The organism is Mesorhizobium sp. M7A.F.Ca.CA.001.04.2.1 (assembly GCF_003998485.1).
Classification (GTDB): domain Bacteria; phylum Pseudomonadota; class Alphaproteobacteria; order Rhizobiales; family Rhizobiaceae; genus Mesorhizobium; species Mesorhizobium ciceri.
This window is the reverse complement of the sequence record NZ_RZQT01000022.1, coordinates 17,605-34,851: the sequence shown is the minus strand read 5'-3', so window position 1 is coordinate 34,851 and position 17,247 is coordinate 17,605. Positions and strand designations below refer to the sequence as shown.

General features: G+C 62.8%; 16 protein-coding genes. 6 read left to right on the top strand and 10 right to left on the bottom strand.

All coding sequences use genetic code 11. The features are described from left to right. The 5 genes from EN955_RS09675 to yacG all read left to right on the top strand — a co-directional run bounded on the left by EN955_RS09675 (position 1) and on the right by yacG (position 2,095). The gene (locus EN955_RS09675) at positions 1-486 is read left to right on the top strand and encodes a UPF0262 family protein (RefSeq protein ID WP_013530198.1); all 486 of its coding nucleotides are present in this window, start codon (positions 1-3) and stop codon (positions 484-486) included. Continuing rightward, positions 474-944, top strand: coding sequence for a low molecular weight phosphatase family protein (locus tag EN955_RS09670; RefSeq protein WP_013530197.1), 471 nt, complete (start codon positions 474-476; stop codon positions 942-944). The genes EN955_RS09675 and EN955_RS09670 overlap by 13 nt, the downstream gene beginning before the upstream one ends. An 87-nt stretch (positions 945-1,031) precedes the next feature. Next, on the top strand, positions 1,032-1,250 hold the full coding sequence (infA, locus tag EN955_RS09665; RefSeq protein ID WP_006200926.1) for a translation initiation factor IF-1: 219 nt from the start codon (positions 1,032-1,034) through the stop codon (positions 1,248-1,250). Positions 1,251-1,271: 21 nt separating this feature from the next. After that, positions 1,272-1,901, top strand: coding sequence for a Maf-like protein (locus EN955_RS09660; protein WP_013530196.1), 630 nt, complete (start codon positions 1,272-1,274; stop codon positions 1,899-1,901). After that, positions 1,898-2,095, top strand: a complete 198-nt coding sequence (gene yacG / locus EN955_RS09655) for a DNA gyrase inhibitor YacG (protein WP_013530195.1) — start codon at positions 1,898-1,900, stop codon at positions 2,093-2,095. The genes EN955_RS09660 and yacG overlap by 4 nt, the downstream gene beginning before the upstream one ends. A 5-nt stretch (positions 2,096-2,100) precedes the next feature. Here yacG and EN955_RS09650 read toward each other — a convergent pair whose 3' ends face one another. The 6 genes from EN955_RS09650 to EN955_RS09625 all read right to left on the bottom strand — a co-directional run bounded on the left by EN955_RS09650 (position 2,101) and on the right by EN955_RS09625 (position 11,126). Then, a complete protein-coding gene (locus EN955_RS09650) occupies positions 2,101-3,471 on the bottom strand; it encodes an alpha-glucosidase/alpha-galactosidase (RefSeq protein ID WP_024504778.1) in 1,371 nt (456 codons plus the stop codon). Positions 3,472-3,490: 19 nt separating this feature from the next. Further along, positions 3,491-5,158 (bottom strand): ABC transporter ATP-binding protein, encoded by a 1,668-nt coding sequence (locus tag EN955_RS09645; RefSeq protein WP_024504777.1) that lies wholly within the window; start codon positions 5,156-5,158, stop codon positions 3,491-3,493. A gap of 10 nt (positions 5,159-5,168) precedes the next feature. Beyond that, positions 5,169-6,308: an ABC transporter permease gene (locus EN955_RS09640; RefSeq protein WP_024504776.1), complete on the bottom strand. Its 1,140-nt coding sequence runs from the start codon at positions 6,306-6,308 to the stop codon at positions 5,169-5,171. 1 nt (position 6,309) lies between these two features. Continuing rightward, a complete protein-coding gene (locus EN955_RS09635) occupies positions 6,310-7,317 on the bottom strand; it encodes an ABC transporter permease (RefSeq protein ID WP_013530191.1) in 1,008 nt (335 codons plus the stop codon). A 111-nt stretch (positions 7,318-7,428) separates the two neighbouring features. Then, complete coding sequence (locus EN955_RS09630; RefSeq protein WP_013530190.1) at positions 7,429-9,513, bottom strand: ABC transporter substrate-binding protein; 2,085 nt, start codon at positions 9,511-9,513, stop codon at positions 7,429-7,431. Positions 9,514-9,659: 146 nt separating this feature from the next. Continuing rightward, positions 9,660-11,126: an alpha-glucosidase/alpha-galactosidase gene (locus tag EN955_RS09625; protein WP_024504775.1), complete on the bottom strand. Its 1,467-nt coding sequence runs from the start codon at positions 11,124-11,126 to the stop codon at positions 9,660-9,662. A gap of 246 nt (positions 11,127-11,372) precedes the next feature. On the opposite strand from EN955_RS09625, the gene EN955_RS09620 reads away from it, so the two are divergent. Continuing rightward, positions 11,373-12,248 carry an AraC family transcriptional regulator gene (locus EN955_RS09620; protein WP_081714376.1) on the top strand — a complete coding sequence of 292 codons (876 nt, stop codon included), beginning with the start codon at positions 11,373-11,375 and terminating at the stop codon, positions 12,246-12,248. Positions 12,249-12,275: 27 nt separating this feature from the next. On the opposite strand, the gene EN955_RS09615 is transcribed toward EN955_RS09620, so the two are convergent. Genes EN955_RS09615 through EN955_RS09600 form a run of 4 tightly spaced genes read right to left on the bottom strand, consistent with a single transcriptional unit; the run spans position 12,276 to position 17,135 of the window. Then, positions 12,276-14,303, bottom strand: coding sequence for an aldo/keto reductase (locus tag EN955_RS09615; RefSeq protein ID WP_024504773.1), 2,028 nt, complete (start codon positions 14,301-14,303; stop codon positions 12,276-12,278). Between the two features lie 35 nt (positions 14,304-14,338). Next, on the bottom strand, positions 14,339-15,433 hold the full coding sequence (gene ugpC, locus EN955_RS09610; RefSeq protein ID WP_024504772.1) for a sn-glycerol-3-phosphate ABC transporter ATP-binding protein UgpC: 1,095 nt from the start codon (positions 15,431-15,433) through the stop codon (positions 14,339-14,341). Between the two features lie 8 nt (positions 15,434-15,441). Beyond that, entirely contained in the window at positions 15,442-16,278 is an 837-nt protein-coding gene (locus tag EN955_RS09605; RefSeq protein WP_013530185.1) for a carbohydrate ABC transporter permease, read from the bottom strand. Continuing rightward, positions 16,275-17,135, bottom strand: coding sequence for a sugar ABC transporter permease (locus tag EN955_RS09600; protein WP_013530184.1), 861 nt, complete (start codon positions 17,133-17,135; stop codon positions 16,275-16,277). Before EN955_RS09600 ends, EN955_RS09605 begins: the two co-directional genes overlap by 4 nt. Between the last annotated feature and the right edge of the window lie 112 nt (positions 17,136-17,247).

The following is a 17,247-nucleotide window of genomic DNA, read 5'->3' as shown; positions in this document are numbered from 1 at the left end:
ATGTCTGGCCCCGATCAAACCCGCGCCAGGCTGATCGATGTCGAACTCGATGAATCGATCGGCCGGTCAACGCCGGATGTCGAGCATGAACGTGCAGTGGCGATCTTCGACCTGATCGAGGAGAACAGTTTCCAGCCCGTCAATGACAGCGGCGACGGCCCTTACCGGCTGAAACTGTCGCTGGCCGAGCAGCGCCTGGTGTTTGCCGTGGCGCGCGAGGATGGCACCGCCGTCGTCACCCATATCCTGTCGCTGACGCCGCTCCGGCGCATCGTCAAGGATTACTACATGATCTGCGAAAGCTACTACGACGCCATCCGCTCCTCGACGCCGAGCCATATCGAGGCGATCGACATGGGCCGCCGCGGCCTGCACAATGAAGGTTCGCAGACGCTGATGGACCGGCTGTCCGGCAAGATCGACATCGACTTCGATACGGCGCGCCGGCTGTTCACGCTGGTCTGCGTGCTGCACTGGCGGGGCTAGCCCTGTCGCCCGGCGCCCTGCCCCGTTCGATCCTGTTCCTGTGCGGCATGAATGCCGTGCGCTCGCCAATGGCGGAGCAGCTGGCGCGCCGGATGCTGCCCGCCACCGTCTTTGTCGCTTCGGCCGGCGTTCGCGCCGGCGAGCGCGATCCGTTCGTCGATGCGGTGCTGGCCGAAGAAGATCTCACGCTGGGCGAGCGCCACCCAAGGACGATGGACGATCTCGAGGACGACTATTTCGACCTCATCGTCACGCTGGCACCCGAAGCGCACCACGCCGCGCTCGAACTCACCCGCTCGCTCGCCGTCGAGGTCGAATATTGGCCGACGCCGGACCCGACCGACGCCGGTGGCACGCGCGAACAGATCATGGCAGCGTACCGGGACGTCCGCGAGCGGCTGAAGGTGCGCATAGGCCGACGTTTCTTGCTTCCAGAGGCAAAAAACGCGACGGATTAAGCGTGTTCACAAGCGGACGATTATCATATAGGTTCCGCCGAAATTCCGGCCAGGGTGCTGGAACTACCATCCAAGCAAAGGTATCGAATGCCGAAGGAAGAAGTCCTCGAGTTTCCGGGTGTCGTGACGGAATTGTTGCCGAACGCGATGTTCCGGGTAAAGCTCGAAAACGAACACGAAATCATCGCCCATACGGCCGGCCGCATGCGCAAGAACCGCATCCGCGTGCTGACCGGCGACAAGGTTCTGGTCGAGATGACGCCATACGACCTGACCAAGGGCCGCATCACCTATCGTTTCAAGTAAGCAAAGCCCGACTGGTCCGCGATGAGCATTTTGCAGAAGCTGGTGCTTGCCTCGGGTTCGCCGCGCCGAATCGAGCTCTTGCAGCAGGCCGGCATCGAGCCGGACCGCGTGCTGCCGGCCGATATCGACGAAACGCCGCTGCGTGCCGAGCATCCGCGCTCGCTGGCCAAGCGGCTGTCGAAGGAAAAGGCCGAAAAGGCGTTTGCGTCACTGAAGACCGAAGCCGACTATGCGCCGGGTTTCGTGCTGGCCGCCGACACGGTGGTTGCCGTCGGGCGGCGCATCCTGCCCAAGGCAGAAACCCTCGACGACGCTGCCAACTGTCTCGGGCTGTTGTCGGGCCGTTCGCATCGTGTCTATTCCGGCATCTGCCTTATCACCCCGGGTGGCAAGCTGCGCCAGCGCCTGGTCGAGACGCGGGTGCGTTTCAAGCGGCTGCCGCGCGAAGAGATCGACGCCTATATCGCCTCGGGCGAATGGCGCGGCAAGGCGGGCGGCTACGCCGTCCAGGGCCTCGCCGGCGCCTTCGTCGTCAAGCTGGTCGGCTCCTACACCAACATCGTCGGGCTGCCGCTCTATGAGACCATCGCGCTGCTGAGCGGCGAAGGCTTCAAGGTGCATGGCGGCTGGCTGGCGGGAACCCGGCTGTGAATTCCGATCCCAAAGTCACGCCCTTGCGCCCAAAGCGCCCCTGTCCCGAATGCGGCAAGCCCTCGGCGCGCGACAGCTTTCCGTTCTGCTCGACGCGCTGCAAGGACATCGACCTCAACCGCTGGCTGAAGGGCGCCTATGTCATCAAGGCCCGCGATGACGAGGAAGAGACGGATCCCGACGCTCCGAAATGAGGTCGTCAGGCGGCCTCGGTCTTGCGCGCCACCCGCGCCCAGCCCGGCAGCCAGTCGCCGTGAGCGGCCAGGAGATCATCGACCAGTGACCAGATCTGGTCGAGATCGAGTTCGGCCGCGGTGTGCGGATCCATCATCGCCGCGTGGTAGATGTGCTCGCGGTTCTCGGTCATCAGAGCCCGCACCGTCAGTTCCTGCACGTTGATGTTGGTGCGGATCAGCGCGGTCAATTGCGGCGGCAGGTCGCCGATATAGGTCGGCTGGATGCCGGAGGCATCGACCAGGCACGGCACTTCGGCGGCGCAATCGCGGGGCAGCGAGGTGATGCAGCCATTGTTGCGGACATTGCCGTAGATTACCGACGGCTCGCCGGTCCAGACCGAATTCATGATCGAGGAGGCATATTCCCGGGACTGCTCGACCTCGATGCGATCGGCCGAGCGATAGGCCTCAGCCTGCCCCTTCCAGCGCTCGATCTGCTCGATGCAGCGCTTGGGATATTCATCAAGCGGGATGCCGTACTTCTCGATCAGGTCCGGGCGGCCGTCCTTGATGAAATAGGGCGTATATTCGGCAAAATGCTCCGAGCTCTCGGTGACGAAATAGCCGAGCCTGGTCAGCATCTCGTAGCGCACCTTGTTGGGACAGCGCGGGTTCCAGCCGGGCTTGGGCGCGCGGCCTTCGCGATAGGCGCGCACGAGATCTGGGTAGAGGTCGCGGTAGGAACCGTCCGGCTGGCGATGCTCGAACTTCAGATAGAACGCCATGTGGTTGATGCCGGCCGAGCGATAGCGGATCTCTTCGTAGGGAAGGTCGAGGTCTTCAGCCAGCTCCATTGCCGTGCCCTGCACCGAATGGCAGAGGCCGACCTGCCTGATCTCAGGGTATTTCTCTGCTATCGCCCAGGTGTTGATCGCCATCGGGTTGACATATTGCAGCATGATCGCATCGGGGCAGACGGCGAGCATGTCTTCGCACACCTTCCACAGATGCGGCACGGTCCTTAAGCCCCGCATGATGCCGCCGACGCCGAGCGTGTCGGCGATCGTCTGGCGCAGGCCGTATTTCTTCGGCACCTCGAAGTCAGTGACTGTGCAGGGCTCGTAGCCCCCGATCTGGAAGGCGACGACGACGAAATCCGCGCCGGCCAGCGCCTTGCGCTGATCCGAATGGGTCTCGGTCTTCGCCTTGACGCCAAGCGTCGCGATCAGCTTGTTGACGACAATGGCGCTCTCTTCCAGCCGCTGCGGATTGATGTCCATCAGCGCGATCGTCGCGCCGGACAGCGACGGGCGCTGCAGCACGTCGCCGACAATGTTCTTCATGAACACCGTCGAGCCGGCGCCGATGAACGTGATCTTGGGATTTCTTGCCATGCTAACCTCCGGCATATGTTCAGGCCACATCGAAAGCGGCCCTGACGAGCCGTTCGGTGTAAGCGGTCTTGGGATTGGACAGGATGTCGTCGACGGGGCCCTGCTCGACGATCTTGCCGTTCTGCATGACGATCACGCGATGGCACAGCGCACGCACCACCTTGAGGTCGTGCGAGATGAAGAGGTAGCTGAGGCCGCGCTCGTCCTGCAGCTTGCGCAGGAGGTCGATGATCTGCGCCTGGACGGAGAGGTCCAGCGCCGATGTCGGCTCGTCGAGCAGGATGAATTCTGGTTCGAGCGCTATGGCGCGGGCGATCGCGATCCGTTGTCGCTGGCCGCCGGAGAATTCGTGCGGAAACCGCGACAGAATATCGCCCGGCATGCCGGCGCTGACCAGCGCGTCGCGCACCCGTTCGACCCGCTCGCGCCGCGTCGCCCCTATGCTGTTGACGATCAGCCCTTCCTCGATGATCTGGCCGATCGTCATGCGCGGGTTGAGCGAGGAGAACGGATCCTGGAAGACGATCTGCATGCGCGAGCGCAACGGCCGCATCTCGGCCCGCGACAGGCCGTGGATCGGCTTGCCGTCGAAACGGATCTCGCCGCGCTTGGCGTCGATCAACCGGAGCAGGGCCTGGCCGAAGGTGGTCTTGCCGGAGCCGGACTCGCCGACCAGCCCCAGCGTCTCATGACGACAGAGTTTCAGGCTGAGATCGTCGACGGCGACCAATTCGCGCCAGTCGGGTTTCAGAAAGGTGCCGTGGCGCAGCATGAATGAGACGCGCACGCCGCTGGCCTCGAGAATGGTGCCACAGCCCTCCGGCAGCGGTTTCGGCTGCCCGTGCGGCTCTGAAGCCAGCAGCCGCCTCGTATAGGGATGCCGCGGATCGCCGAACAGCCGTTCGGTGACGTTGTGCTCGCACATTTCGCCATGCTGCATGACATAGACGTAGTCGGAGAACTGGCGCACCACGGTGAGGTCGTGGGTGATCAGGATCACCGCCATGCGCAGCTCTTTCTGCAGGCTGCGGATCAGGTTCAGGATCTGCGCCTGGACGGTGACATCGAGCGCCGTGGTCGGCTCATCGGCGATCAGCACGTCGGGATTGTTGGCCAGCGCCATGGCGATCATCACCCGCTGGCGTTGCCCGCCCGAGAGCTGATGCGGGTATTGTCTGAGCCGCGCGGCAGGATCGGGAATCTGCACGTGCTGCAGAAGTTCGAGCGCTCGCGCCCAAGCCTGTTTGCGGCTGACCTTACGATGCACCCGGATCGCCTCGACGATCTGGCTGCCGACCGTATAGATCGGGTTGAGCGAACTCATCGGCTCCTGGAAGATCATCGAGATGCGGTTGCCGCGCAGCTTGCGCCGGGCGCTCTCGGGAAATTTCAGGATGTTTTGCCCGTCATAACAGACGCTCGAGCCGGGCGACACCGTGGCGCGCCGCGACAGCAGGCCCATGACGGTGCGCGCCGTCACCGACTTGCCCGAACCGGATTCGCCGACGATGGCGATCGTCTCGCCGCGATAGAGCTGGAACGAGATGTCCTTGACCGCTTCGACGACGCCATGCTCCACCTTGAAGGCCACGGCGACGTTGCGGGCATCGATGATCGGCTGGTCCTGGCGTCCGCCATGGTCGTGACGGACGATCGGTGCGAAGGATTCGGCGAGCGCGACGGACATCTGTGCCACCTCAATAAGGGTCGACGGCGTCGCGCAGGCCGTCGCCCAGCGCGTTGAAGGCAAAGACGGTGACCAGCACAAAACCGACCGGCGACAGGATCCAGGGATAGGTGCCGATGACGGAATAGGTCGCGGTGTCCTGCAGCATCAGGCCCCACGAGATCAGCGGCGGCTTGACGGCGAAGCCGAGGAAACCGAGGAAGGATTCGAGCAGCACCACGGTCGGGATCGCCAGCGTCACGGCGACGATCACATGGCTCATCACATTGGGGAAGATGTGCTGCATGATGATGCGCCGGTCGGTGGCGCCGACCGCCATGGCGGCGCGCACATACTCGATCCGCGCCAACGCCAGCGTCTTGCCGCGAACCTCGCGCGACATCTGCGCCCAGCCCAAGGCCGACATGACGATGATGACGAAAGCGAGGAAGACGTTGGTGGGAGCGGTGACCGGGATCAGCGTCGTCAGCGCCAGATAGAGCGGCAGTTGCGGGAAGGCGAGCACCAGTTCGACGAAGCGCTGCATCCAGACATCGAACCTGCCGCCGAAATAGCCGGAAACCATGCCGACGGTGGTGCCGATGACGGTGATGATGAAGACGACCGTCAGGGCGATCATCAGCGAGACGCGCGAGCCGTGGATGGCGCGCGACAGCACGTCACGGCCGAACTTGTCGGTGCCCAGGAAATGCACCGGCTGGCCGTCCAGCGAGCCGAACAGATGCCGGTCCGCCGGCAGCAGCCCAAACAGCTTGTAGGGCGCGCCATGCACGAAGAAACCGAGCAGCCTAGGATGATCATAGTCGGGGCCGACGACGGGCTGGAAAGTGACCGGATCGAGGTCCGCCGAATCGGCCAGCGCATAGACCCTCGGCCGTGCGGTGAAACCGCCGTCTCTGTCATGGAAGCTTGGCACCTGCGGCGGAGCGAAGCCGACATCCGTGACCTTCGGGTCCATTGGCGCGATGAATTCGGCGAATACGGCCATCACCAGCAGCAGCACGACGAGCCAGAGCCCGGCCATGCCGGTCCAGGAGCGCTTCAGCCGGCGCCAGACAAGCGCCATGTAGCTTTCGTTGCCATGCGCCGGTTTGGCGACGATGGGCCCTTCGGCAGGCAGCGGTGGAGGGGATGGATCGCGCGCCAGCATCTCAACGCTCCCCGAACTGGCGCACGCGCGGATCGAGCAGCACGAGCAGCATGTCGGCGATGATGTTGCCGACGATGAGCGTCGCCGACAGGACCATCATGAAGGTGGCGGTGACATAGACGTCGCCGACAGCCATGGAGCCGACGATCGCCGGGCCGACGGTCGGCAGTGCGAAGATGATCGCCGTCTCGATCTCGCCGGTCAGCATATAGGGCAGCACCACGCCCTGATACATGATGAGCGGATGCAGCGCGTTGGGCACGGCGTGGCGCATGACGACGGCAGCACCCGTCAGCCCCTTGGCCCTTGCCGTCTCGACATATTGCGCGTTCAGCGTATCGAGCAGATTGCCGCGCATGACGCGCATATTGTAGGCGAGGCCGCCGAAAGTGGCGATCGCCACCACCGGCCAGACATGTTTGACGAGGTCGACGAATTTGGCCCACGACCACGGCGCACCACCATATTGCGGCGAGAAGAATGAGCCGATCTCAGACACGTTGAACTGGAAGACCAGGAGATAGACGATGATCAGCGCCATCAGGAAGCGCGGCACCGTCATACCGAGGAAGGAGATGGCCGACAGTGTCGAGTCGATCCAGGTGTATTGCCTTGTCGCCGCCCATATGCCGAATGTGATGCCCAGCACCGAGGCCAGCAGATGGCAGACCAGCGCCAGAAGGAGCGTGCGCGGCAGGCGCTCTCCGACCACATCGGCGACCGGTTTGTTGTAGTACAGGCTGTAGCCGAAATCGCCTCGAGTGACGATGCCGACGATCCAGTTGAGATACTGCACGGGCAGCGGCTTATCGAGGCCATGCTCGATGCGATAGGCCTTTGCCTGCGCGTCGGCCTCGGCAAAGGAAGCTCCACCCTGGTTGATCGCCTGCGAGCGGATGTAGTCGGCATAGTCACCCGGCGGCGCCTGGATGATGGCAAAGGTGGCCAGGCTCAAGATGGCGAGGACCGGGATTGCCGACGCTATGCGCGTGAGCAGGAATCGCAGCATGGACGGTTCGTTTCCTTGTCTCGCCGATCGCGCCCTTGGTTGCGTCCGGAGGTTGGTTTGTCCGGCCGCGCCAGCGGCGCGGCCGGAGGTCTCTCAGTCAGGGAGGTAAACCTAATTCATCAGCCCCTTCTCTCCGGGTTTGCCGGGCAGCTCATCGGGGAACAATTCATATTTCGCCTGCTTGTCTGCGGCGACAAACACCCGTTCGCGGATGATCGAATCCTCGGCCCAGTTGAACATGAAGATCGGCGTGCCCTGCGGAATGTTCGAGAAGCGCTTGTTGACGATCAGCGCGCCGGGATATTCCGTCAGGCCGACATTGTAGACGTGCTCCGTCGAGATCTTCTGGAATTGTTTCATCAAGCTGGCGCGCTGGTCATTGTCCTGCGTGGAGACGAACTTGTTGACGATGTCGACGAGGTCCTTTTCGAACGGCATCACATCGACCTCGCCATTTTCCGGCGCACGATGGTCCCAGCTGGTGCGCGGGCCGACCGGGGCAAGCTGCACGGTGTTCTGCACCACCGAGGTCAGTTCCTGTTCGTTGCGCCGGACCAGCCAATCGAAGCGGCCGGAGTATTGCGAAGCGTCCCGCTGGGTGCCGTTGAGGCCGTTGAGCACGACCCGCAGCCCGAGCTTTTCCATCTGGGCGACGACGCCTTCGGCAAGGCTTTTGTCGGTCGTGTAGTCGTTGTTGACCAGCATCACGATCTCGACATTCTTGCCGCCGGCGGTGCCGGAAGGGAAATTCACGAAGCCGTCGCCGTCCGTATCCTTGAGGCCGGCCTTGGCGAGTTCAGCCTTGGCGCCATCGAGGTCGAAGGGGTAGTAGACCGTCGAATTGCGGTCGTAGAAGCTGGTTCCTGACGACAAGCCGCCGGGATAGATGGCGGTGAACGGCCCCTTGACCAGCGAGTCGCCGAGCGCCTTGCGGTCGAGCGCCATGGTGACGGCCTTGCGGAAATCCTCGTTGCGGTTCAGCTCGCGGATCGCCTGGCCGCGTTCGTCCGGATTGCCCCAGCCATTGGCGGAAAAATTAAAGCGCAGATTGTAGCCGATGAGCCGCGGGCCGAAAGCAAGACGGGCAGGCGCGTTCGCCTCCGCCGCACGCTTCAGCGAGGCGACGAAGTTTTCCGGCTGCTCCAGATTGGAAAAATCAGCCGCGCCGGCCACCGCCTGGACGTCGCGATCGGCCCAGGTCGACAGCTTGTAGTGCAGTTCGTTGAGATAGGGCAGTTGATTGCCCTTTTCGTCGACCTTCCAGTAATAGGGATTGCGGCGCATGACGATGATGTCGTCCGGCCGGTATTCGACCGGGACCCAGCCGCCCATCACCGGCATGTTCATGAATTCCGGCGGGAAGGCATTTTTGAACTGATCATAGGTGTTCTTCGAATATTTCGGATGCTGCGGCTTCAGGATGTGCGCGGGGCCAGGACAGAAGGTGCCGTAGGCCATGGCATACAGGTACTGCTTCGGGAAGGCGTCCTTGAAGGTCCATTCGACGGTGTAGTCGTCGATCTTCTTCAACGTCGTGCCGACGCCGAAGGTTTCCGGCGTGGCGCCGTTCAGCGGCGAGACGTTGGGATCGACGACCTCGTCGTCCCAGTAGAACATGACGTCGTCGGCATTGAACGGCACGCCGTCCGACCACTTCGCGCCTTCGATGAGGTGCATGGTCAGCTTGTGGCCATCGCTCGACCAATCCCAGCTCCTGGCCAGGTTCGGCAGCGGCTCGGTGTCCTTGGCCTCGACCTGGAACAGCGGGGCGGTGCGCGTCAGGCATTCGGAGAGGCCGATGTCGATGCCGCCCCAGCCTTGCGTCTGACCGGCGCCGTAGTTCCAGCCTTCCGGCCGCCCTCCGATGACGTGGCGCATCGTATCGCCATAGACGCCGATGCCGTCTTGCATATTGCCCGTCTTGAAGACCAGCGGCTCCTTCGGCAGCCTGTCTTTCACCGGCGGCAGCTTGCCGGTCTTGACGTATTTCTCGGTGACCCAGTCGGGCTCGTGATATTCGGGAAGCGCCTTGAACTCCAGAATGGAGTCGCGCGCGACATAATTGATCTTGCCTTCGGCGGGAAACGGTGTCGGCGCCGGCGGAACCGTCGGCTCGGAAGCGTATGCACTGAGTGCCGAGACCGAGACGCTCAGCGCCAGTCCGGCAGCAAGGCCGATATTGCGTAAATTCCTCACTGTCTCTCTCCCTCTTGTTGGTCCGGAGCGTTTGCACCCGCTCCGCCTCTCCTCGAATTCAAACGGCTTCGTGGCAGTGGATCCGCCTCCCATGGATCCACCATCACCGCATGAATTTCCAGCCGGCCCGTTTCAGCCGGCCCGTTTCAGCCGGCTTGCTTCAGCGCGGCTTTTTCGGCGCGCAATTCCTCGATCGAGCGAACGCTGCGCCGTGCGGCGCCCGCCCACTCGCGGGTCTTCACCTTGGATGTCGACAGCCGCTCCCTGGCGGCCGGAATCGCATGGGCGTATTGCGGCAGCCAGGCTGCCTGGGCGACGACCATTTCGTCGACCATCTGCCAAACCTCCTCCGGCGTCGAAACCGCGCCGACCAACGGGTCATGCAGCACGGCGAGCTTCAGAAGATCGATGTCGCCTGATATCGCGGCATGCACCGACATGCGCTGGACGTTGATCGAAGCGATGCAGGTGGCGGCGCAAGCCTCCGGCAACGTGATGCCGGCGGCCATGTTGATGCCGAAACGGTCGACGAAGCCCGGCGACTCGATGATGGCATCGTGCGGCAGGTTGGTGATCACCCCATTGTTCTTGACGTTGAAGTGGCCGCGATAGACGCGGTTGGTCTCCAGCGCCTCCAATATGTGGCTGGCATGCTCGTTGGAGCGTTTCTCGCGGTCGATCGGCTTGGACGCCGCTTCGAGGAACTGCGGATATTCCGTCTCGAACCAGTTGCGGGTTTCGGTGGAGTAGCGGAGATAGCCGCCGGTCTCGCCGTGAATCCAGTCGGACATATCGATCCAGCGCGTGATCTCGTCGGGACGTTTGCGGTACCAGGGCAGATATTCGGAAAGATGACCGTTGCTTTCGGTCGAATAGACGCCGAAGCGCTTCAGGACGTCGATGCGCAGCTTCTCCTGCCTGGAATAGACCGGATGCGCCTCGAAAGCGGCCACCAGTTCATCCTTGCCAATGGGGCGGCCGTTGAGGCGCAGGTCGATGAACCAGGTCTGGTGGTTGATGCCGGAACAGACATAGTCGAGCTCCTGCGTGGACTTCGCGCCAAGCACCTCGGCGATCTGCTCGGCGCCGTGCTGGACGCCGTGACAGAGCCCGACAGTGTCGACCTTGCCGTATTCGATCGCCGCCCAGGTGTTCATCGCCATCGGGTTGGCGTAGTTCAGGAATTTGACGTTCGTCTCGGCGACCTCGCGTATATCCTTGCAGAAATCCAGGATCACCGGAATGTTGCGCTGGCCATAGAGAATGCCGCCGGCACAGATCGTATCGCCGACGCACTGGTCGATGCCGTATTTCAAGGGAATGCGGATATCGTCGGCGTAGGCTTCGAGGCCGCCGACCCGCACGCAGCTGATGACGTAGCGAGCGCCTTCGAGCGCCTTGCGGCGGTCGGTGGTCGCCGTCACCCTGGTCGGCAACCTGTTCGCCTCGACGATCCTGTCGAGGATCGCCTTGATCATCTGAAGATTGTGCTCGCTGACGTCGGTCAGCGCGAATTCGATGTCCTTGAATTCGGGCACGCACAGGATGTCGGTGAACAATTTCTTGGTGAAGCCGACGCTGCCGGCACCGATGATAGCGATTTTGAAACTCATCAGCCGCACCTCATTCCATTTCGAATTGCAGGCAAGGAATGACAATGGAGGCTGTAGCCACATGCCGCGACATGTATGCAGGACAAGCCGGAATCCGGCTCGCCAACCTCCCTGTCCGCTCCTTGACTGCGGATCTCTCTCGCTTTTCGATGGGGATTATGCGCTTATTCGCGAGCGCGACCAGAGAAGGATTATGCTTTCAGGGGTAATTTTGTGCTGCATGATTTGATAGAACACGGACAGTCCATGCGCACGATCTCGCTGCCGCGCGGCCGCCAGCGCCTGCACGCCATGCCGACGAGCACGGGCTACGAAGTGCGCGAGGACGAAATCTACGACTGGGACGGCCGCAAGCGCGGTCAGACACCGTTCACCGTGCTCCAGCACACGATCAGCGGGACTGGCCGGCTGCGCTACGAAAACCGCAACTACCGCTTGCAGAAGAACGACACATTGCTGGTGCTGGTGCCGCACAACCACCGCTACTGGCTGGCTGGAGATGAGCGCTGGGAATATTTCTGGATTTCGATGAACGGCGAGGAAGCGCTGCGCATCCACAAGTCGATCCTCAGCGTCTCGGGTCCTGTATTTCGGCTGCAGCCGGCGACAATCGATCATCTTGCCGATTGCAGCCTGCGCCTGATCAAAGGCGCCGCTTCGCCGGGTGCTGCTTCCGCGATAGCCTACGAGGCTGCGATGGCGCTCTATGACGATGTCTTCGGTTCCCATTCCTTCGCCGAAAAACTAAGCGCCATGCAGCCGGTCATCGATCACATCAACGCCAATCTCGACAAGCCGCTGCCGGTGGCGGACCTGGTCCAGATCAGCGGCCTCAGCCGAGCCCATTTCTCACGCTGTTTCGCCGAGAGCGAAGGCCTGCCTCCGGCCGAGTTCGTGCTGCAGCAGCGCCTGCAACGCGCGGCGAAGCTGCTGACCAAAGCGGATTTTTTGCCGGTGAAGGAAGTCGCCATCCTATGCGGCTTCGAGGAAGCGAACTATTTTTCAAAGGTCTTCCGCCGCTGCTACGGCATCACACCGAGCCAGTTCCGCACCACAGGCATGTACGCGAATTTGCGGACTCCGGCCAGGCGCGGCGTCAGGGCGTTCGATGACGAGGCCTGACGCCGCCACGGTTAAACAGGCAGCCAACTAGGCAGCGCGCAGGCTGCCGCCGTCCAGCCATTCGAGATCGGCTTGCGAAAGCGTGATGTCGAGAGCGCGCAGGCTGTCGTCCAGTTCATCCAACGTGCGTGGCCCGATCAGCGGGATGGAGGGGAAGGGCTGAGCGAGCACATAGGCCAGCGCAATATGGATCGGGCTCTTGCCCAGTCTCGCGGCAAGTTCGATCGCCCGGTCGCGGCGGCCGAAATTCCGCTCGGAGTACCAGACCCGCACCAGCTCCTCATTGTCTTGCTTGTCGCGACCCGCCCGATCGGTGAAGAAGCCGCGCCCCTGGCTCGACCAGGCGAAATTCGGCATCTTCCTGGATGTCAGCCAGGCCTTCCACGCATCCGTGGAGGACGTGACGCAGCCAGCCCAGATCGGCTCCAGCATTTCGGCCAGCGAGAAATTGTTGGACAGCGCACCGGGCTTTTGCTTGCCGGTGCGTTCGGCGTAGGCAATTGCCTCATCCATGCGTTCCATCGTCCAGTTCGAACCGCCGAACGGGCCGCGGATGCGGCCGGCCTTGACCTCGCGATCCATCGCATCGACGAATTCGCCGACCGGCACATCCGGATTGTCGCGGTGCATGAAGTAGACATCGACATGATCGGTCTGCAGGCGTTCGAGCGTCTGGTCGAGCTGCTTGCCGATCACATCAGGATAGCACAGCGGCGAGTGCGCGCCCTTGGCGATGACTACCGATTGCGCGCGCACGCCACGGTTTTTCAACCATTCGCCAAGCAGCTTCTCGGTATAGCCGCCGCCATAGACATAGCCGGTATCGAAGAGATTGCCGCCGGCCTCGAAAAAGGCATCGAGCAGGATCGAACCTGAGGAAAACGTACGGAAATCCTCAAAGCCGAGCGCCACCACCGATGCCGGCTTCGACAGGCCAGGAATGGTGCGCTTGGCGACCGCCGTGCCGCCGGACAGCAGCGGCCGGCCGGAGATGGTGTTGGTGCGTTGCTCGGCCTTCTCGATCCCGTATTCGAGGCCGGCTGCCGCCCGCCATTTGTCCAGCACACGCAAGGTGCCGAGGCTTTCCGCCCACGCCATGCCCGGCCAGGCGAATTCTTGGCCGCCGGCGAGGATCGCCTCGCCGGCTGCGTCGACCTCGAAGGAATAGACATGGCGCTTCTCGTCGACGCTGATGGTCTGGCGCGTACCATCGGAGGCGATGACGTCTATCCGGCCGAGACCGACATCGCGGTTGCCGCCGGCGAACCAGAAGTCCGGCACTTCGATGCGGCCCTTAGTGCCCAGGATGCGCAGGACATTGTCCTGGCTGAGCGAGATGCTGCAGGAGACTTCGGCGACAATGCCACCGGGGAAATGCAGCAGCGCGGAGGCCCATTCGTCGACGCCGGACTGGCCCAGATGGGCGGTGCCGACCACCTTGTCTGGCTCGCTGAAGGGCTTTCCGACGGCCGCACCGGCAATCAGCCGGACCATCGAGGCGGGATAGCCGCCGACATCGAGAATACCGCCGCCGGCGAGATCGTTGGCATAGAGCCGGTGCTGCGGCATGAAGCCCGGCATGGCGAAACCGAAGCTCGACTTGATCATCCTGATCTCGCCGATGACGCCGGACCTGATCAGCTCCACCAGCTTCTTGGTCTGCGGGTGCAACCGGTACATGAAGGCTTCGCCGAGGAATGTGCCGGCCTTGCGCGCGGCATGCATCATGGCGTCGGCCTCGAAGGCGGTCAGCGCCAGCGGCTTTTCGCACAGCACATGCTTTCCGGCCTCGGCCGCCTTGATCGCCCATTGCGCATGGCCTGGATGCGGTATCGAAATGTAGACGGCGTCGATGTCGGGGTCGGCGAGCAGCGCGTCGTAGCCGTCGAGGATACGGGCACCGGGAAAACGCTCGGCAAGCCCCGGCTTGGCGGGATTGCGTGCGCCGATGGCGACCAGCTTGCCGGTGCCCGAAGCGGCCACGCCACCGGCAAAGGACTGGGCGATGCTGCCCGGGCCGAGAATGCCCCAGCGAATGGGCGTGGTTGCGGTCATTGTCATTCTCCTTGAAGGCTGGAAAGGGCTGGCGGTCAGCGCAGCCGCAGTCCTTTTTCGTCGAACAGGTAGGATTTGCGGATGGAAACGGTGATCTCGGACGTGTCGGGGACCTTTGCCGCGTCGCGCTGGATCACCACGTCGTCACCGTTGGCCGTTCTGGCATAGAGGAAACTTGTGCCGCCCAGGTGCTCGATCACGTCGATGGCAACCACAAGGTCGGCGTCGCCTTCTCCGGCATTGCCGAAATGTTCGGGCCGCACACCGACAATGACCTTGCTGCCGATTTTTGGGCTGCCTATTTCGGGCGCAGTGCCAGTCAGCGGTAGCGTGATGCGGGTCTTCTCCTGGCCCGCCAGTTCGACCACGACGCCAGGTGCATCGTGCCCGACAACCCGGCCTTTGATGAAATTCATCTTCGGCGAGCCGACAAAGCCGGCAACGAACTGATTGTCGGGGTTGTCGTAGAGATCGAGTGGCCGGCCGATCTGCTCGATATGGCCGGCGCGCATCACGACGATCCTGTCGGCGAGCGTCATCGCCTCGGTCTGGTCGTGGGTGACATAGATCATTGTCGTGCCCAGTTCCTTATGGAGCCGGGAGATCTCGACGCGCATCTGGACGCGCAATTCGGCGTCGAGATTGGAGAGCGGCTCATCGAACAGGAACACCTGCGGTTCGCGCACGATGGCGCGGCCGATGGCGACGCGCTGGCGCTGACCGCCTGAGAGTTTTTTCGGGCGTCTGTCCATCAGTTCGCTGATGCGCAGGATCTCGGACGCCCGCTTCACCCGCCGTTCGGTGTCGGCTTTTGGATTGCCGGTCATGCGCAGGCCGAAAGAGAGGTTCTGTTCGACGCTCATATGCGGATACAGCGCGTAGGACTGGAACACCATGGCGATGCCGCGGTCGGCCGCCTCGACATCATTGACCACCTTGCCGCCGATGGCGATTTCGCCGCCGCTGATGTCCTCGAGCCCGGCGATCATCCTGAGCAGCGTCGATTTTCCGCAGCCGGAGGGGCCGACGAAGACGACGAACTCGCCGTCCTTGATGTCCATGCTGGCGCCATGGACGACCTCGAAGACGCCGAAGCGCTTGACGACATTGGTGAGCGTGACCGTTGCCATGCTGCCCCTTACTTGACCGCGCCGGCGGCAATGCCGGCGATGAAATGGCGCTGCAGCAGCACGAAGACGACCAGCATCGGCACCGTCAGCATTACAGCGCCCGCCATAATGCCGCCCCATGACACCTTGGTGAGGCCGATCAGCGTGCCGAGCGCCACCGGCGCCGTCATCGAACCAGGCTGGCTGTTGATCAAAAGCGGCCACAGATAATTGTTCCAGGAGGCGAGGAACAGGATGATGGCGAGTGCGGCCAGCATCGGCCGCGCCAAAGGCAGCGCGACAAAGAGGAAGATGCGCCACTCCTTCACGCCCTCGACGCGCGCCGCATCGAAGAGGTCGTCCGGCATCATCGAAAAACTCTGCCGCATGAACAGCACGCCGAGCGAATTGAACAGCGGCGGAACGATCAGCGCCACCCAGGTGTTGGCGAGCTTGAAGTCGCGCGCCACCATGATGAACTGCGGGATCAGCACGACCGCATAGGGCAGCGTTATGGTGCCCAGTATGATGGCGACGACCGCGCCCTTGCCGAAGAACTGGTATCGGGCCAGCGCCCAGCCGGCCATCGACGTCAGCAGCACCGACAGGATGGTGTAGGTCACCGCCACCGAGACCGAAATGCCGATGGCGCCGACGAAGTTCGTGTCACGCTGCAGATTGTTGAAATTGTCGATGAAATTGCCGTGCGGCAAAAGCTCGATGCCGGGGCTGAAGATGCCGTTGTCGGGCATGGTCGAGAACACCACCATCATCCACAGCGGAAACAGCCAGATCAGCGCCAGCGGCGTCAGGAACAGATGCAGAGCGATGCTGCGTCCCAGCCTGGCGGAGGAGCGCGAACTCATTTCGGTTCCCTCGTCAGCCACAGCTGCGCCAGCGTGATGGCGATCGCCAGCCCGGCCATGGTGTAGGCGACGGCCGAGGCGTAGCCGAAGTTGAGCGACCGAAAGCCCTGGCGGTAAAGCAGCAGGCCAAGCGTCTCCGTGCCGCCGCCCGGCCCGCCGCGCTCGGTGATCAGGAAGGGCTCGGTGAACAGCTGCATGGTGCCGATGATCGACAGCACGAGACAGAACACGATGACCGGCTTCAGCAGCGGCAGGGTGATGTAGAAGAACTGCTTGAGCTTGCTGACGCGGTCGAGCGTCGCCGCCTCGTAGACGTCTTCGGGAATGGACTGCATGCCGGCGAGCAGGATGATGGCGTTGTAACCGGCCCAGCGCCAGGTCACCGCGATCATGATCAGCGCCATCGCCGGCGTGACGTTGGAGAACCAGTCGATCTTGGGCAGGCCGACGCTGTTCAGGAGCTTGTTGATGATGCCGAAATCGAGGTTGAACATCAGCCGGAACACCGCCGAATAGGCAACCTCGCCGACCACGACCGGGGCGAAGAAGGCGAAGCGGTAGAGGCCACGCGCCTTCAAGAGCGGCGAGTTCAAAAGCACCGCCATGACGAGCGCCAGCGAGATCATCACCGGCACCTGGATGACCAGGATGAGCAGCGTGTTCTTCAGGGCGTTGAAGAAGGCCGGATCGCCGATCAACCGGCCCCAGTTGAAGCTCGGCGCGAACCGCCACGGCACGGTGCGCGTTGCCTGGAAGGAGATCATGAAGGAGCTGATGATCGGCCACACCCAGAAGATCGCGAAGATCAGCAGATAGGGCGTGAGGAAGCGATAGGCCGTGGCGTTACGATTGCGCATCTTGCTCCTCCTTCTACCGCTTGTTGTTTCACGCCGTCGCCTGGGTCTTCCCTTCTCCCCTTGTGGGAGAAGGTGTCGCCGAAGGCGACGGATGAGGGGGTGTTCCAGAGAA